This window comes from Streptomyces sp. NPDC002935 (assembly GCF_040611295.1).
Taxonomy (GTDB): Bacteria; Actinomycetota; Actinomycetes; order Streptomycetales; family Streptomycetaceae; genus Streptomyces.
The window spans coordinates 92,642-108,710 of the sequence record NZ_JBEXNW010000015.1 but is presented as its reverse complement, the minus strand read 5'-3'; the positions used below and the strand labels follow the sequence as shown (position 1 = coordinate 108,710).

16 protein-coding genes are annotated in these 16,069 nt (G+C 69.2%); 14 read left to right on the top strand and 2 right to left on the bottom strand.

Annotated elements, in window-relative coordinates:
* The first annotated feature begins 72 nt into the window (after window positions 1-72).
* The 7 genes from sdhC to ABZX90_RS21720 all read left to right on the top strand — a co-directional run bounded on the left by sdhC (window position 73) and on the right by ABZX90_RS21720 (window position 5,302).
* Window positions 73-453 carry a succinate dehydrogenase, cytochrome b556 subunit gene (gene sdhC, locus ABZX90_RS21750; RefSeq protein ID WP_261705972.1) on the top strand — a complete coding sequence of 127 codons (381 nt, stop codon included), beginning with the start codon at window positions 73-75 and terminating at the stop codon, window positions 451-453.
* 5 nt (window positions 454-458) lie between these two features.
* Window positions 459-950 carry a succinate dehydrogenase hydrophobic membrane anchor subunit gene (locus ABZX90_RS21745; protein ID WP_355207098.1) on the top strand — a complete coding sequence of 164 codons (492 nt, stop codon included), beginning with the start codon at window positions 459-461 and terminating at the stop codon, window positions 948-950.
* Between the two features lie 23 nt (window positions 951-973).
* A complete protein-coding gene (gene sdhA, locus ABZX90_RS21740; protein ID WP_351128213.1) occupies window positions 974-2,731 on the top strand; it encodes a succinate dehydrogenase flavoprotein subunit in 1,758 nt (585 codons plus the stop codon).
* Window positions 2,731-3,510, top strand: coding sequence for a succinate dehydrogenase iron-sulfur subunit (locus tag ABZX90_RS21735; protein ID WP_351128215.1), 780 nt, complete (start codon window positions 2,731-2,733; stop codon window positions 3,508-3,510). Before sdhA ends, ABZX90_RS21735 begins: the two co-directional genes overlap by 1 nt.
* Window positions 3,511-3,662: 152 nt before the next feature.
* Window positions 3,663-4,220 carry a hypothetical protein gene (locus tag ABZX90_RS21730; RefSeq protein WP_355207094.1) on the top strand — a complete coding sequence of 186 codons (558 nt, stop codon included), beginning with the start codon at window positions 3,663-3,665 and terminating at the stop codon, window positions 4,218-4,220.
* Window positions 4,221-4,228: 8 nt separating this feature from the next.
* Window positions 4,229-4,555: a hypothetical protein gene (locus tag ABZX90_RS21725; protein ID WP_355207091.1), complete on the top strand. Its 327-nt coding sequence runs from the start codon at window positions 4,229-4,231 to the stop codon at window positions 4,553-4,555.
* A 54-nt stretch (window positions 4,556-4,609) separates the two neighbouring features.
* Window positions 4,610-5,302: a hypothetical protein gene (locus ABZX90_RS21720; protein ID WP_351128221.1), complete on the top strand. Its 693-nt coding sequence runs from the start codon at window positions 4,610-4,612 to the stop codon at window positions 5,300-5,302.
* On the opposite strand, the gene ABZX90_RS21715 is transcribed toward ABZX90_RS21720, so the two are convergent.
* Window positions 5,292-6,164, bottom strand: coding sequence for a hypothetical protein (locus ABZX90_RS21715; protein ID WP_355207088.1), 873 nt, complete (start codon window positions 6,162-6,164; stop codon window positions 5,292-5,294). The genes ABZX90_RS21720 and ABZX90_RS21715 overlap by 11 nt on opposite strands.
* A 543-nt stretch (window positions 6,165-6,707) precedes the next feature.
* Between ABZX90_RS21715 and ABZX90_RS21710 the strand changes: the two genes are divergently transcribed.
* From ABZX90_RS21710 to ABZX90_RS21695, 4 genes are all read left to right on the top strand, one after another.
* Window positions 6,708-7,124, top strand: a complete 417-nt coding sequence (locus ABZX90_RS21710; RefSeq protein ID WP_351128225.1) for a VOC family protein — start codon at window positions 6,708-6,710, stop codon at window positions 7,122-7,124.
* A 102-nt stretch (window positions 7,125-7,226) separates the two neighbouring features.
* Window positions 7,227-7,634: a hypothetical protein gene (locus tag ABZX90_RS21705; protein ID WP_351128227.1), complete on the top strand. Its 408-nt coding sequence runs from the start codon at window positions 7,227-7,229 to the stop codon at window positions 7,632-7,634.
* A gap of 5 nt (window positions 7,635-7,639) precedes the next feature.
* Window positions 7,640-8,155: a DCC1-like thiol-disulfide oxidoreductase family protein gene (locus tag ABZX90_RS21700; protein ID WP_355207085.1), complete on the top strand. Its 516-nt coding sequence runs from the start codon at window positions 7,640-7,642 to the stop codon at window positions 8,153-8,155.
* Window positions 8,156-8,260: 105 nt separating this feature from the next.
* The gene (locus tag ABZX90_RS21695) at window positions 8,261-8,992 is read left to right on the top strand and encodes a TetR family transcriptional regulator (protein WP_351128332.1); all 732 of its coding nucleotides are present in this window, start codon (window positions 8,261-8,263) and stop codon (window positions 8,990-8,992) included.
* A 71-nt stretch (window positions 8,993-9,063) separates the two neighbouring features.
* Here the strand turns inward: ABZX90_RS21695 and ABZX90_RS21690 are convergent, their stop codons facing one another.
* Complete coding sequence (locus ABZX90_RS21690) at window positions 9,064-11,478, bottom strand: MMPL family transporter (RefSeq protein WP_355207218.1); 2,415 nt, start codon at window positions 11,476-11,478, stop codon at window positions 9,064-9,066.
* Between the two features lie 163 nt (window positions 11,479-11,641).
* Between ABZX90_RS21690 and ABZX90_RS21685 the strand changes: the two genes are divergently transcribed.
* The 3 genes from ABZX90_RS21685 (at window position 11,642) to ABZX90_RS21675 (ending at window position 15,984) form a co-directional block, all read left to right on the top strand.
* Window positions 11,642-12,331, top strand: coding sequence for a response regulator transcription factor (locus ABZX90_RS21685; protein WP_351128230.1), 690 nt, complete (start codon window positions 11,642-11,644; stop codon window positions 12,329-12,331).
* Window positions 12,328-13,782, top strand: a complete 1,455-nt coding sequence (locus ABZX90_RS21680) for a HAMP domain-containing sensor histidine kinase (RefSeq protein WP_355207082.1) — start codon at window positions 12,328-12,330, stop codon at window positions 13,780-13,782. Before ABZX90_RS21685 ends, ABZX90_RS21680 begins: the two co-directional genes overlap by 4 nt.
* Before the next feature lie 189 nt (window positions 13,783-13,971).
* Complete coding sequence (locus tag ABZX90_RS21675) at window positions 13,972-15,984, top strand: sulfatase-like hydrolase/transferase (RefSeq protein ID WP_355207080.1); 2,013 nt, start codon at window positions 13,972-13,974, stop codon at window positions 15,982-15,984.
* Window positions 15,985-16,069: the final 85 nt, after the last annotated feature.

Sequence of the window (16,069 nt, the reverse complement as noted above, 5' to 3'; positions counted from 1 at the left end):
ACCGTACCCGGCCGGGCCCGACCGACAGAGAAGCCGGCGCGGCCCCAATCCCCGCTCCCGGAGGGTTCTTCCGTGCCGGCTGGAACGCTGTACCGCGGCCGGGAAGGAATGTGGTCCTGGGTGGCTCATCGAGTCACCGGCGTCCTCATCTTCTTCTTCCTGTTCGTACACGTCCTGGACACTGCTCTCGTCCGTGTCTCCCCCGAGCAATACGACAACGTCGTGGCCACGTACAAGTCGCCGATCGTCGCGCTGCTGGAATACGGCCTCGTCGCCGCCATCCTCTTCCACGCGCTCAACGGCCTGCGTGTCATCGCCGTCGATTTCTGGTCCAAGGGCCCGCGCTACCAGAAGCAGATGCTCTGGTCCGTCGTCGGTATCTGGGTCGTGCTGATGTTCGGGGCTCTGTACCCCGTCCTCGGTCACGCATTCCGCGAAGTGTTCGGGAGCTGACACAGATGTCCACTACTGACACCGCCGCTTCCGGCATCGGCCCCATCGAGGGCGCCGGAGAGTTCTCGGCGTACAGCGTCGACAACCCGGCCCCGTTCATCGAGGCCCCCCGCAAGCGCACCAAGAAGACCCCGAAGTCCACCCGCGGCAACTTCGAGATGTACGGCTGGCTCTTCATGCGCCTGTCCGGCATCGTCCTGGTCGTCCTGGTCATCGGCCACCTGCTCATCCAGCTCGTCCTGGACGGCGGCGTCTCCAAGATCGGCTTCGCCTTCGTGGCCGGCCGGTGGGCGAACCCCTGGTGGCAGGTCTGGGACCTCGCCATGCTGTGGCTCGCCATGCTGCACGGCGCCAACGGCCTGCGTACGGTCATCAACGACTACGCGGAACGCGCGGGCACGCGCCTGTGGCTGAAGGGCCTGCTGTACACCGCCACGGTGTTCACGATTCTGCTGGGCACGCTGGTGATCTTCACCTTCGACCCGAACATCCGCTAGGCACGGGGCTGAGGCAACCACTCATGAAGATCCACAAGTACGACACCGTCATCGTCGGCGCCGGCGGCGCCGGCATGCGCGCCGCCATCGAGTCGACGAAGCGCAGCCGCACCGCCGTGCTGACGAAGCTCTACCCCACCCGCTCCCACACGGGCGCCGCGCAGGGCGGCATGGCCGCCGCGCTCGCCAACGTGGAAGAGGACAACTGGGAGTGGCACACCTTCGACACCGTCAAGGGCGGTGACTACCTGGTCGACCAGGACGCCGCCGAGATCCTGGCGAAGGAGGCCATCGACGCGGTCCTCGACCTCGAGAAGATGGGCCTGCCGTTCAACCGGACGCCCGACGGGACGATCGACCAGCGCCGCTTCGGCGGTCACTCCCGCAACCACGGCGAGGCCCCGGTCCGCCGGTCCTGCTACGCCGCGGACCGCACCGGTCACATGATCCTCCAGACGCTGTACCAGAACTGCGTCAAGGAGGGCGTGGAGTTCTTCAACGAGTTCTACGTCCTCGACCAGCTGATCACCGAGGTCGACGGGGTCAAGCACTCGGTGGGCGTCGTCGCCTACGAGCTCGCCACCGGCGAGATCCACGTCTTCCAGGCGAAGGCCGTGATCTACGCGTCCGGCGGCACCGGCAAGTTCTTCAAGGTGACCTCCAACGCGCACACCCTCACGGGTGACGGCCAGGCGGCGGTCTACCGTCGCGGGCTGCCGCTGGAGGACATGGAGTTCTTCCAGTTCCACCCGACCGGCATCTGGCGCATGGGCATCCTGCTGACGGAGGGCGCCCGCGGTGAGGGCGGCATCCTCCGCAACAAGGACGGCGAGCGCTTCATGGAGAAGTACGCGCCGGTCATGAAGGACCTCGCGTCCCGTGACGTCGTGTCCCGCTCCATCTACACGGAGATCCGTGAGGGCCGCGGCTGCGGTCCCGAGGGCGACCACGTCTACCTCGACCTCACGCACCTCCCGCCGGAGCAGCTGGACGCCAAGCTGCCCGACATCACGGAGTTCGCGCGCACCTACCTCGGCATCGAGCCCTACACGGACCCGATCCCGATCCAGCCCACCGCGCACTACGCCATGGGCGGCATCCCCACGAACGTCCAGGGTGAGGTCCTCTCGGACAACACCACGGTGGTTCCGGGCCTGTACGCCGCCGGTGAGGTCGCCTGTGTGTCGGTGCACGGCGCCAACCGTCTCGGCACGAACTCGCTGCTGGACATCAACGTCTTCGGGCGCCGGGCCGGCATCGCGGCCGCGGAGTACTCGGCGAAGGTCGACGCCCACATCGAGCTGCCGGAGGAGCCGGCGTCGCTGGTCGTCTCGCAGGTCGAGCGCCTGCGCAACTCCACGGGTACCGAGCGGGTCGCCGACATCCGCCGGGAGCTGCAGGAGTGCATGGACGCCAACGTGATGGTGTTCCGTACCGAGCAGACGATCAAGACGGCGGTCGAGAAGATCGCGGAGCTGCGCGAGCGCTACCTGAACGTCTCGATCCAGGACAAGGGCCGGCGGTTCAACACGGACCTCCTCGAAGCCATCGAGCTGGGCAACCTGCTCGACCTGGCCGAGGTCATGGCCGTCTCCGCGCTCGCCCGCAAGGAGTCCCGCGGCGGTCACTACCGCGAGGACTACCCGAACCGCGACGACGTCAACTTCATGCGCCACACCATGGCGTACCGCGAGGTCGGCGACGACGGCACCGAGTCCATCCGTCTCGACTACAAGCCGGTCGTCCAGACCCGCTACCAGCCGATGGAGCGTAAGTACTGATGGCTACTCCCACCCTGGACAAGGCGGACGCGGCCGGCGCACCCGAGCCCGGTTTCGCCGACTCCCCGTACATCACCGCCACGTTCCGCATCCGCCGGTTCAACCCGGAGATCTCGGCCGAGGCGGTCTGGGAAGACTTCCAGCTGGAGATCGACCCCAAGGAGCGTGTCCTCGACGCACTGCACAAGATCAAGTGGGACCAGGACGGCACGCTCACGTTCCGCCGCTCCTGCGCGCACGGCATCTGCGGCTCGGACGCCATGCGGATCAACGGCAAGAACCGCCTCGCCTGCAAGACGCTGATCAAGGACCTCAACCCTGAGAAGCCGATCACGGTCGAGGCGATCAAGGGTCTGACGGTCCTGAAGGACCTCGTGGTCGACATGGACCCGTTCTTCCAGGCGTACCGCGACGTGATGCCCTTCCTCATCACGAAGGAGACCAACGAGCCGACGCGCGAGCGTCTGCAGTCGGCCGAGGACCGCGAGCGGTTCGACGACACGACGAAGTGCATCCTGTGCGCGGCGTGCACGTCGTCCTGCCCGGTGTTCTGGAACGACGGCCAGTACTTCGGCCCGGCCGCCATCGTGAACGCCCACCGCTTCATCTTCGACTCGCGCGACGAGGCCGGGGAGCAGCGCCTGGAGATCCTGAACGACAAGGACGGCGTGTGGCGCTGCCGCACGACGTTCAACTGCACGGACGCCTGCCCCCGAGGCATCGAGGTCACGAAGGCGATCCAGGAAGTGAAGAGGGCGCTGATTACGCGTCGCTTCTGATCTTCTTCAGTCTGGTATCAGGGCCCTGTTTCCGCCCCTGCGGAAACAGGGCCCTCAGGCGTTTTTGGCCAGATTGCGCTCCTGTCCAGGGGCTGTTCCGACGGTCACACTGCGGCAAGGGCGACACCGGCACCGCAGCTGGAGGGGGCAGCGTGACGGACAGACCCGACGACCAGGCCAAGCCGCAGACTTTCGGATACGAAGCCGCGATGAAGGAAGCCTTCTTCATCGCGGCGCCCCTGTTCACCGCCGCGTCGCTCTCCTTGGCCGGTGTCGTCGCGGGCGCCGACGATCAATTCCTCCTGCCGGGGCTGACCCTGCTCATGCTCGTCGCCAGCTCCTTGATCCTGATCGCCGCCATCCAGCTCAACTACCACGCGCGTCAGTACTTCTTCACCCACAAGGATGTCGTGGACCGTCTGGCGCACTTGGATGCCTGGCGGGACGACGACGAGACAGAGCGAAACAACGAATTCGAGCGCATCCGTGAAGCGGCTCACAAGCGATACATGACCTTCGCCAAGCCGTCCGTCTACTGCTTCAACCTCGGGGTTCTCCTGCTCGGCCTGGGCATCGGCTGCGCGCTGGCGCCGCCTCCCTGCGGTCAGCAGACCGTCTGGCGGTGGATCGCCTGTTCCATGGTGCTCGCCGCGACGGCGGTGGAAGGCGTGTGGATCTGGAAACTGCTCTTCGGGGACAAAGACCGATAGGAGACCTGATGCTGTACGACACCGTGCTGCCCGGTGTGGAAACGCCGTACGAGAGTTGTCGCGCATGCGGGGCCCAGTTCATGTGCTCCTCAGGAGCGGACAGGAAGGCCCTTCAGGACGCGCTCAACGGCTCGGAGCAGGAATTGCGGTCATACCTGAAGGCGCATCACGCACAGATCCGGCATCTCAAGGAAAAATGCAAGCTGAAGGACGTACGACCCGCCTTCATCGTCAACGCCTTGGACCCACAGGAGGCCCTCCGCTGGGAGGCGCAGGCCCGCGCGACGCTCAAGGAGCCTCCCCTCCCCGACAACCCCACCGACCAGCCGGACTAGCATGTCGCCGCGGTTGCCTCTGAGGCCCGCACGATCCGGAGGCAGTTGGCGGCGATGGCGCACGGCGAGGACAGTGCCCCTAACTCGCGCGCCCGCGTGTGGATCGGCCTCCTGGCGGTGGTCGTCGGCTCTTGCCTCGCCGGAGACGCCGTGCACCGGGCGCGTGCCGCGCTGGAGTTCGGCGCCCGGTGGTGGCCGTGGGCCCTGCTGAGCCTTGCCGTGGTCAACCTGCTGCGGGCCGCGCTGCCGACGGGCTCGCTCATCGGCCCGGTGCTCCTCGCGGCCGTCGCGTCGGCGGGACTGGTGCGGTCCGGCGACGTCGGTTCACACGCGCTCGCGGACCTGGCTCTGCCCGGAGTCCTCGCGCTCGGCGGAGCCGCCCTCGTGCTCGCCGCCTCCCGAGCCGGGCGGAGATCGAGTTGGAGCCGGGTCCTGGCGACCGGCCAGGTCGTGGCGCCCGAGGGCACCCGCGGGACCGTCACTGTCCGGGCCGTACTCGGTGAACTCCGGGCCGACTTGACCCGGGCGACGGCCGACAGCGGGACCACGGTGCATGTCACCGCGATCGTCGGGCATGTTGTCGTGGCAGTTCCGCGGGACAGGCGAGTGAGGGTGCATACGTCCGGGGCGGTGTTGACGCGGATAGCGGAGACAGGGGCGCAACAGGTGGAACCGTCCGACCCGTCAACCGGGTTCACGGTCCATGTGCTCGGGATATGCGGAGCGGTCGGCATCGTCAGGGTGTGAGCGGTCGGCGCCGTGGTCGTAGGGGACGCCGGGACGACCGCGTCCGGCGAGCAGAGCCGAGACGCCGGTGAAGATCTCCTGTTCGGTCGCTTCGTCGGCCGGCAGGGGATAGTGCAGGGCGTCCAGCAGTTCGAACCGATGCAGGTCGTACACAGGCCTGCGCGGCGATCACCGCCCCCTTGTAGGCGACCAGCGCGAGGAGCAGGGCCCCACCGCACAGCCACCACAGGCCCGCCTCGTCGTACAGGGCCGTCGCGGAGACCGCGGTCACCATCAGGAAACTCCAGGAGAGGTTGACGGCCGTGTCCAGGGCCTCCCTCGTCGAGCGGAGAACCTCGGCCATACGGTCCGAGACCTGCATGTAGATGCGCGGCCAGGACGCGAGCGTGGAAAGGCCGTAGCGCTCACCCGCACGGAGTTCGCCGGCGCGCAGCGCGTTGCCGAGAGCGGTCGGCAACAGGGCGTCGCCGGACGGGTGCGCGCTGAGCCTGCGTGCCGCATCGGCTCGCACACGACGGGCGTTCTCGTCGAGCGCCGCCCCTTGCACGCGCTCGCGCAACACCTCCCAGCGGCGCCGCTGTACCTCGACCAGTACCCCGGCCAGCCCGGCCGTCACCGGCCAGCGATCCCAGTACCCTTCCAGCACCCGTACCGCCCGCACCTGGAACGGCTGCAGGAGCACGGCCAGAAGTGACGTACACACGGTGAGGACCAGCAGCGTTCCGGCCAGGGCGCCGGGGTCCTCCGGCACCACCCGGCCCCAGTCGCTGCGCCCCGTGAAACTTCCGGCGCCCACAAGCCCCCAGAGACAGGTGACGAACACCCCGCACGGCAGAAGCCCCACCATCAGCAGCCGCCGCACGACGCCGCCTCCCCCTACGGACCGCACCCCACAGGCTCACACGCCCCGCCTGCCCCTGACCCCTCATCAGTATGCTGGTCGGGCAACCATCGGAACAGAGTCGATGGATCATCTGACGGCTGCGGCGCCTGGCCGTACCCCGCTAGAGCCGGCTCGCTCTGCGCCTCCGGGTCTATCCGGCGGGGTGCGCGTAGCCGTTCAGCACCCGCTCGGTGTCCTCGGGCTGCACGAGCCCCTGGAACACATCCGGCATCCGCGCGTTGTAGTCGGCGACCTCCTGGAAGACCGCCGCCGGATCAGCTCGCGCACCGCGAGCCGCTCCTCGGCGATCTCGATCTCCCAGCCGGCGCCCCGGTCCCCACTGGTCGTCTCGTCGACGAACGTCACCATTCCCATGCCGACGACGGTACGAGCCACCACTGGCAATCGGTCACCGCGCCAGGACGCTGGAAAGGGAGGCGCTTCGCCTCAACGGGTGATCACTTGTTCGGGCTGCGGTCAGCCCGCCCCCGTCCTCCCGTAGCCCGCTCCTAATCTGATGGCATGTCAGACGACGTGTCATACGAGCTGCTCGGGCTCGACAACGTACTGCTGCCCGTCGGGAATCTCGGCGAGGCCGTGAGTTTCTACGAGCGCGCCGGGTTCCCGTCGGCGTTCCGGCTCGACGAGGCCGGTATCGCGCTGCTGAAGGTGGGCAAGGAGACACCGGGCATCCTGCTGCGGCTCGACGAGGAGCTGAGTCACCGGCCGCCGCCGTGGGCGTCGCCGCGGCTGTGGCTGGAGGTGCCGGACGCCCGCGCCGCGGCCGGGGCGCTGGCCGCCGCGGGCATCGCACCCCTCGACGAGCCCTTCTCCGGCGCCACCGGCTGGACCGTCGAGATCGCAGATCCGTGGGGCAACGTCATCGGCCTGACGGACTACACCAAGCGCCCCGAACTGGCCCGCAGGGCACAGCGATAGCCCCGGCGGACGCGCGCGCGGGATCCGACTTGAACATGTTCAAAAGCAGGTCTACATTCATCCCTGACAGCGTTTTGAACGCGTTCAAGAAGGGGTGGGGACATGGACCTCACGGTCGTCGCATACGTCATCTATCTGCTGGTCAGCATCGCGCTGACGGTGTGGGTGGCACGCACGCTGAGCCACAACGGGCGGATCTTCCTGTCGGACGTACTGCACGGGAACGAGAAGCTCGCCGACGCCGTCAACCATCTGCTGGTGGTGGGCTTCTACCTCGTCAACCTGGGCTTCGTCGCGCTCTATCTGCAGCAGAGCGACGAGATCTCCAACGCCCGCGAGATCTTCGAAGCCCTGTCGACCAAGCTGGGTGTCGTCCTGCTGGTGCTCGGGGTCATGCACCTGGGGAACGTGTACGTGCTCAACAAGATCCGGCGGCGGGGTGTCATGGAGCGGGAGCAGGTGCCGCCGGTGCAGCCGACGGACTGGGCCGCCCCCGCGGCCGGGGTGTGAGAACGGTGGCCGGCACCTCAGCCACCCGGGTCCGGGACGCCGCGCGCGTCCCGGTCCTCGGGCTCACCGTCCTGCACGACCCGCGCTGTTCACTGTGCGCCTTCCTGAAGCACTGGCTCGCCAAGCAGGCGCAACTGGTCCCGCTCCGGTTCGTACCGGTGGGCTCCGAAGAGGCACGGCGGCGCTTCCCGCGGCTCGATCACCGCGCCACCCTGAGCGAGATCACCGTGGTGGGGGACGGCGGGCAGGTGTACCAGGGAGCCGCCGCCTGGGTCGTCACCCTGTGGGCGCTGCGCGAGTACCGGGCGCTGGCCCATCGGCTGAGCACCCCCGCGGGTGCCAGGCTGGCCAGGGGCGCGACCCTCGCCGCCGCCAAGTGGCGCGAGGCCCAGGCGTCCGAGCGGTGGGGCGGTGGCGCGTACCACTGGGGCGACGGGTGGAGCTACGACCCGAGGGCGGGATGGACGTACGAACGCCCGGCCTGCGACAGCGGCGCATGCTCCACAGCCCCCACTCGTTAGGCTCGTCCCGTGCCAGCACCGACAGACAGCCCCGGCCCCAACGGGTCCTCCGAGCCCTCGAAGTCCTCGAAGTCCTCCGAGCCCGCCGAGCCCGCCAAGTCCCCTGTGTCCGTGGACAAGGAGGCGGCGAAGAGCCCGGCCAAGAGCGAGCAGACCCGTGCCCTGATCCTGGAGACGGCGATGCGGCTCTTCCAGGAGCGGGGGTACGACAAGACGACGATGCGGGCCATCGCCCAGGAGGCCGGGGTCTCCGTCGGGAACGCGTACTACTACTTCGCCGGCAAGGAGCACCTGATCCAGGGCTTCTACGACCGGATCGCCGGCGAACACCAGGAAGCGGTCCGGGAGGTGCTGGACCGCGAGAGCGACTTGGAGGCCCGGCTGGGCGGCGTACTGAAGGCATGGCTGGACATCGCCACGCCGTACCACGAGTTCGCGGTGCAGTTCTTCAAGAACGCCGCCGACCCGGACAGTCCGCTCAGCCCCTTCTCCCCCGAGTCGGAGCACGCACGCGTGGAGGCCATCAAAGTCCACAAGGAGGTGCTGGCCGGGGCGAAGACCAAGGTGCCGGAGGAACTGCGCGAGGTGCTGCCCGAGCTGATGTGGCTCTCCCAGATGGGGCTCGTCCTGTACTGGGTCTTCGACCGTACGGAGGGTCGCGAGCGCAGCTACCGGCTCGCCGAGCGCGGCGCACGCCTCACCGCGCGCGGCGTCTCGCTGTCCCGTTTCCGCCTTCTGCGGCCCCTCGTCCACGAGGTGCACGAGCTGTTCACGGACTTCCTGCCGGGGATGACGAAGGCACTGCCCGACCCGGCCAGGAAGAAGAAGGAAGAGTAAGGGGCGCCCGCCTGGCGGACACCCCTCACGTCGGACATCGTCACGTCGGACGGTTCTCGCGTCCTGCGGCCTCAGTTGACCGCGTCGACGTCCACCTCTCCCTCCGCCAGCTCCACGTCGTACACCAGCGGTTCGTCCCTGACGACCACGTGCCGTGCCCGCGCCCCGTACGAACGGGCCGTCGTCGACAGCAGATACGTCCCCGGAGCCGGGACCGAGACGATGTACGAACCGTCGGCCAGCGAGGTCACCCGGTCCAGTTGGCGGCCGCCCTTGGACAGCAGGGTGAGGACGGCGCCGTCGACGGGCGCGCCCTCCGCGTCGCGGACGAAGCCGTGGACGACCGACGCGCCGCCCGCGACGGGAGCGGCGTCCTCGGACGGCGCCTCGGCCGGTTCCACCGCGAGGTGCGGCAGCCGCTTGTCCAGGCCCGCGGGCAGCCACCAGTTGGAGTTGCCGAGCAGATGCATCGCGGCGGGGACCAGGGCCGTACGGAGGATGAAGGCGTCCAGGGCGACCGCGGCCGCGAGGCCGACGCCCGCCATCGCCGCTCCCGCGTCACCGCTCAGGACGAAGGCGAGGAACACACAGACCATGATCAGCGCGGCGGAGTTGATGACCCGGCCGGTCTCGGCCAGACCGACCCGCACCGCGCGCGCGTTGTCCTTGGTGTGCACCCATTCCTCGTGCATGCGGCTCACCAGGAACACCTGGTAGTCCATGGAGAGGCCGAAGAGGAGCGAGAGCATGATGACGGGCAGGAAGGCGTTGATCGGGCCCTCCTTGCCGAGGCCCAGCAGCTCCAGGCCCCAGCCCCACTGGAAGATCGCGACGAGGACGCCGAAGGACGCGGCGGCGGCGATCAGGTTCATCAGCGCGGCCGTCAGCGGGACCACCAGGGAGCGGAAGGCGACCAGCAGGAGCAGGAAGCCGAGGCCGATGATCGTGGCGACGAAGTAGGGGAGCCGGTCGCCGGTGATCGTGGCGAAGTCCTTCGACACGGCGGTGACGCCACCGACGTGGGCCCGCGCCCCGGCGTCCGGGATCACCCGGTCCCGCAGGGTGTCGATGAGGTCGTCGGTCTTCACCGACTGCGGTGAGGTCGTCGGCACCACCTGGATCACCGTCACGCCGTTGGCGGGCGGCAGCGCGGCGACCGCGGCCACCCCGGGCGTGCCGCTGATGCTCTTCGCCAGGGCGTCGGTGTCACCGCCGGTCACGACCACCTGCAAGGGTCCGTTGAAGCCGGGTCCGAAGCCCTCGGCGAGGAGGTCGTAGGCCTGCCTGGTCGTCGTCGTGCTGTCGTCGTTGCCCTGGTCGGTGGCGCCGAGGTGCAGCGACAGGACGGGGAGGGCGAGGACCGCCATCACGGCCAGCGCGAGGACCGCGATCGTACGAGGGCGACGCTGCACGCTCATGGACCAGCGGGCCGCGGCCCCGCTCGCCCGCTCCGGCTCGGGGCCCTGAGCCGCCAGTTTGCGCCGCTGGCGGCGGCTGAGCACCCGGGTGCCGAGCAGGCCGAGCAGCGCCGGCAGCAGGGTCGTGGCGGCGAGCACGCTGAACACGACGGTCAGGGAGGTGCCGATGACCACGCCGTCCAGGAAGCGGAGGTTCGTCACGAGCATGCCGGCGAGCGCGATGCACACCGTGCCGCCCGCGAACAGCACCGCCCGGCCCGAGGTGTTGAGGGCGACGACCGCCGACTCCTCCGGCGCCAGGCCGCGCAGGATGCCGCGCCGGTGACGGGTGACGATGAACAGTGCGTAGTCGATGCCGACGCCGAGGCCGATCAGGGTGGCCAGCAGCGGGGCCAGGTCCGGGATGTCCGTGGTGTGGCTGAGCAACTGCGTGGAGAACAGCCCCGTACCCACCCCGAAGATCGCGATGCCGATCGGCAGCAGCATGGCGAAGAGCGAACCGAAGGCCAGGAACAGGACGACGGCCGCGGCCAGGATGCCGACCATCTCGGCGAGACCGGTGGGCGGTTCCTGTACGCGCTGGATCGCCTGACCGCCCAACTCGACTTCCAGTCCGCCGCGTTCGGCGTTCTGCGCGGTGTCGACGACGTCCTGCACCAGTTCCTTGGGGACGGCGTTCGCCTGCTCGCCGAAGGTGATCTGGGCGTACGCGATCTTGCCGTTCCGGCTGATCTGCGCGGCGCCCCGCTCCCCCTCGTAGGGCCCCGCGACCTGGCCCACGCCCTTCATGCCGGCGATCTCGTCCAGCACGGGCTGGATCCGGGAGCGCACGGACGCGTCCCTCACCGTGCCCTCGTCGACCTTCCAGACCACCGTGTCGGTGTCCCCCGCGCTGTTCGGGAAGGCCTTCTCCATCTGGTCGTACGCGCGCTTGGAGTCCGTGTTCGGGAGGGAGAAGACGTTCGCGTAGTCCGTGCCCGCGCTGGTCGCCGCGAAGCCCAGACCGAACAGTGCGCCCACCCACAGCAACAGGACCACCAGCCGGTGCCGATAGCACCACCGTGCCAATACCGCCACGTTCAACGCTCCTTAGTCGGTCGGTCGGTCCCCCAGGTCCTGGCAACAGGATTGGTGGCGACCCGCGCACGTGGACACGACCCGCCCATGACTCTCAAGGAACTCCAAAGCGCGAACCGCTCCCGCTGTCGGTGGGCCCGCCGATACTGGGGTCATGACCGCTCACGAGGGAGCCACCGTCCTCGTCGTCGAGGACGAGCCGAGCATCGCGGACGTCCTCACCATCGCGCTGCGCTACCACCGCTTCGAGGTGATGGCCGCGGGCACCGTCCGCGACGCGCTCGCGCTCGCCGAGCGCACCCGCCCCGACGCGGCGCTGCTCGACGTGATGCTCCCGGACGGCGACGGCCGGGCGCTCGGCCGTGAACTGCGGGTACGGCAGCCGGACCTGGCCGTCGTCTTCCTCACCGCGCGGGACGCGCCCGCCGAGATCGTCGGCGCGCTCGGCTTCGGCGACGACTACATCACCAAGCCGTTCAACATCGACGAGGTCGTCGCCCGGATCACGGCCGTCCTGCGCCGTACGCGGCCCGACGACGTCCTGCCGCAGCGCCCGCCCCTGCGCTACGGCGATCTGGAGCTGGACGAGACGACGTACAGCGTCCACCGCGCGGGCACCACGGTCGAGCTCACCCCCACCGAGTACGCCCTGCTGCGCTTCCTCGTCCGCAACGGCGGGCGGATCGTGCCCAAGGAGCAACTCCTGCGCCATGTCTGGCAGTACGAGCACTCGGCCGAGTCGACCGTCGTGGAGACGTACATCAGTTATCTGCGGCGCAAGCTCGAACCGCTGGGTCCGCCGGTGATCCAGACCCGCCGGGGCGTCGGATACGGACTCGCGTGAACCTGCCCACCCGGCCCGGCTGCCGCCCCCCGCGCCGCAAGCACGGCGTCCACTCCCTGCGCGGCAAACTGACGATCGCGAACGTGGGGCTGCTGGCCCTGGGCATCGTGATGGCGACCGCCGTGAGCCTGATGGGCATGCGGCACTATCTGCTCGACCAGGTGGACACACAGCTCGCCAAGACACGGGAGTCGCTGGGCGTTTCGCAGCTCACCATGAGCCAGATCGACTCGCTGAGCGCCCTCGCGTTCGTCCGCGACCGGATCGGGCCCGCGGTGGACGAGTCACCGAAGCCGGACTCGCTCTTCGCGGCCGTCGACCGACGGGGCGAGGCCATCGAGGTGGCCGGCTTCGAACCCACCGAGACACAGCGCGCGTTCGCCGCCGCCGTGGACGACCCGGGCGCGCTCGCCCGCGACAGCGACCCGCGCGACATCACCGTGCACGGCGCCGACTACCGGGCGACCGGGGCACGGCTCGCCGACGGCACGTACGTCCTGTTCGCCGCCTCGACCGACGGACTGCACAAAGGCATCGCGAAGGCGCTCAAGCTCGATCTGACCGTCGGCACCCTGCTGTTGGCGCTGCTCGCGTGCCTGACGATGTTCAGTGTGCGCCGCCGGATGCTGCCGCTGGAGGCCATGGTCGAGACCTCGTCGGCGATCGCCGAGGGGGATCTGACCCGGCGGGTGCCCTCCAGTCATCATCCGACGCAAGAGGTCGAACAGCTGCGGCTCGCGCTCAACTCCATGCTCCAGCAGGTCGAATCGGCCTACCGGACGCGTGAGCACAGCGCCGCGCAGCTCCGCCGGTTCGTCGGGGACGCCTCGCACGAACTGCGCACACCGCTGGCCGCGATACGCGGCTACCTCCAGCTGTACGAGAAGGGGATGCTGACCGATCCCGTCGAGCGCAAGCGGGCGTGGGACCGCATGAACGCGGAGACCGACCGTATGGGCCGGCTCGTCGACGAGCTGCTCACCCTGGCCCGCCTCGACCAACGCCCCGAACTGCGCTTCAGGAACGTCGACCTGAGCCGGCTCGTACGGGACGCGGCCGAGGATCTGCGCGCCCAGCAGCCCGGCCGCCCGGTGACCGTGGGCGCCGAAGGCACGCTGCTCGTGCAGGCCGACGAGTCGGGGCTGCGGCAGGTGCTGGGCAATCTCGTGGGCAACGTACGCACCCACACACCCGACGACGTGCCGGTGCGGCTCGATCTGGAGCGCGCGGACGGTGCCGTACGACTGTGTGTCGCGGACAAGGGTCCAGGGCTCCAGGAAGAGGACGCGACCCGCATCTTCGACCGTTTCTTCCGGGCCGGCGGCGGCGCGGGCAGCGGGCTCGGCCTGGCGATCGTGCAGGGCGTGGTGAGGGCCCACGGGGGCACGGTCGCGGTACGGACGGCGCCCGGCGAGGGGCTGGCGGTGACGGTGACCCTGCCGGTGCGGTAAGGATGCCGACAATGGGGAGGCTGCCGACGCCGGTGGGGTGATGGCGCGGTTGGCGGACCCGTGACGCTCCCGGGGCTGCCGTGCCGGCTGGGACAGCCTCGCTCGCACCGCTGTGACCTGCGGGAAAGGACTTGGGGAGAAGCTGACCGAGGCGGTTGAACACGGGCCGCCGCGGTCCCGTACACCACGATGAGGGCGAATCGGTCTCATCCGGTCGGTCCGCCATGCCACCACCGCGCTTCGCACGGAAGGACCGCCGGGTTGTCGTTCACATCGAGCTCTCGACAGCTGCCGAACACGGACGCTGCGCCTCCGCGCGACGAGCCGACGCCGGAGCCGCTCGCGGACGCGGCCACGGATACCGATACAGATACGAACACGGACACCGGTGCCGAAGCCGATACCGGTACCGGTACCGATGAGGACGCCGCCGCCTCGGGCGAGGGGGAGGCGGCGGCCGAGGCCGCCTCAGAAGTAGCCCCGGACGGGGCCGTCGGGGGCGGGGCCGGTGACGGGGAGGAGCCGCCGGGGGAGGTGCCCGTTCGTGGCCGGTGGCGCGGGTGGCGGGACCGGCGTCCCGTCGCCGCCCGCGCCCTCGCGTCGACCGTGACCGTCCTCGCCGCCGCACTCGTCCTGTTCGCTCTGCTCATGCCGAGCCAGGCGGACCGGTTCCGGCCGGCCGAGTTCCTGCGTCTCCCGGTGGAGGCGATCTTCGGCGCCGCCCTGCTGATCGTCCTGCCCCGCAGGCCGCGGATCGCCGTGTCGGCGTTCGCCGGGCTCGGCCTGGGCGTCCTGACCGTCCTGAACCTCCTCGACATCGGCTTCAACGAATACCTCGGGCGAGGCTTCAACGTCGTCCTCGACTGGTCGCTCCTCAGCGACGCGCAGGCATACCTCCAGGACACGTTCGGCAAGGGCGGCGCGCTCGGCATCGCGACCCTGACCGTGACGCTCGCGATCGCCCTGCTGGCGCTCATGACGCTGTCGGTCGTGCGGCTGGGCAACCTGGTGGCCCGGAACGCCGAGACGGCGACGCGCACGACGCTCGTGCTGGCCATCGCGTGGGTCACCTGCGCGGCGCTGGGCGTGCAGTTCACCGGGGTGCCCATCGCCTCCGAGCATGCCGCGCTGGTCGTCCAGGACCGGGCGGAGCGGATACGGAAGACGCTGCGGGACGAGGCGGAGTTCGAGAAGATCGCGAAGAAGGACACCTTCGCGAACACGCCGCCCAGCCAACTGCTCACCGATCTGCGCGGCAAGGACATGCTGATCACGTTCATCGAGAGCTACGGCCGCAGCGCCATCGAGGACCCGGTCATGGCACCGGGCGTCGACGCGACGCTGACCTCGGAGAACGAGAAGCTGACCCGGGCCGGTTTCGCGGCGAAGAGCGGCTGGCTCACCTCGGCGACGTACGGCGGCAGCAGCTGGCTCGGCCACTCGACGTTCCTGTCGGGCCTGTGGATCAACAACCAGCAGCGCTATCGCACCGTGACCGCGGGCCATCACCTGACCCTGCCCGGCGCCTTCGAGAAGACGGGCGACTGGGACACCGTCGGCGTCATGCCTGGCGTCCAGAAGGCCTGGCCCGAGCAGAAGTTCTACGGCATCGACAAGCTCTACGACTCCCACGATCTCGGGTACGAGGGACCGAAGTTCAGCTGGTCGACCATGCCCGACCAGTACGCCCTGGCCGCGTTCGAGCGCCTGGAGCACGGCAAGAAGCGCGACAAGCCGCTGATGTCGACGATCATCCTCACCTCCAGCCACCAGCCCTGGGCGCCGATCCCCAAGACGATCCCCGAGGACCAGATCGGCGACGGATCGGTCTACGACGCCATCCAGAAGGCCGGCAAGAAGCCCGGGGACATCATCACCGACTCGCAGAAGTCGAAGGAGGAGTACGGCAAGTCGATCCAGTACTCGGTGACGAGCCTCATCGACTACCTGGTGAAGTACGGCAGCAAGGACACCGTGCTGATCTTCCTCGGCGACCACCAGCCGATGGCCCGGGTCAGTGGCAACCACGCCAGCCGCGACGTGCCCGTCTCGATCGTCGCCAAGGACCCGAAGGTGCTCGACAAGATCGCCGACTGGGGCTGGACGGACGGCCTCCAGCCCGAGCACAACGCGCCGGTGTGGAAGATGAGCGCGTTCCGGGACCGCTTCCTGACGGCGTACGGATCCACCCCGCACCCGTAGCGGGGTCGGCGGATCGTCCGTGGGCGGTGGTCACGGCGAGGGCCGTCATCGCCGCCCACGACCCCGAAGTCGCTGGAAGGCGGCG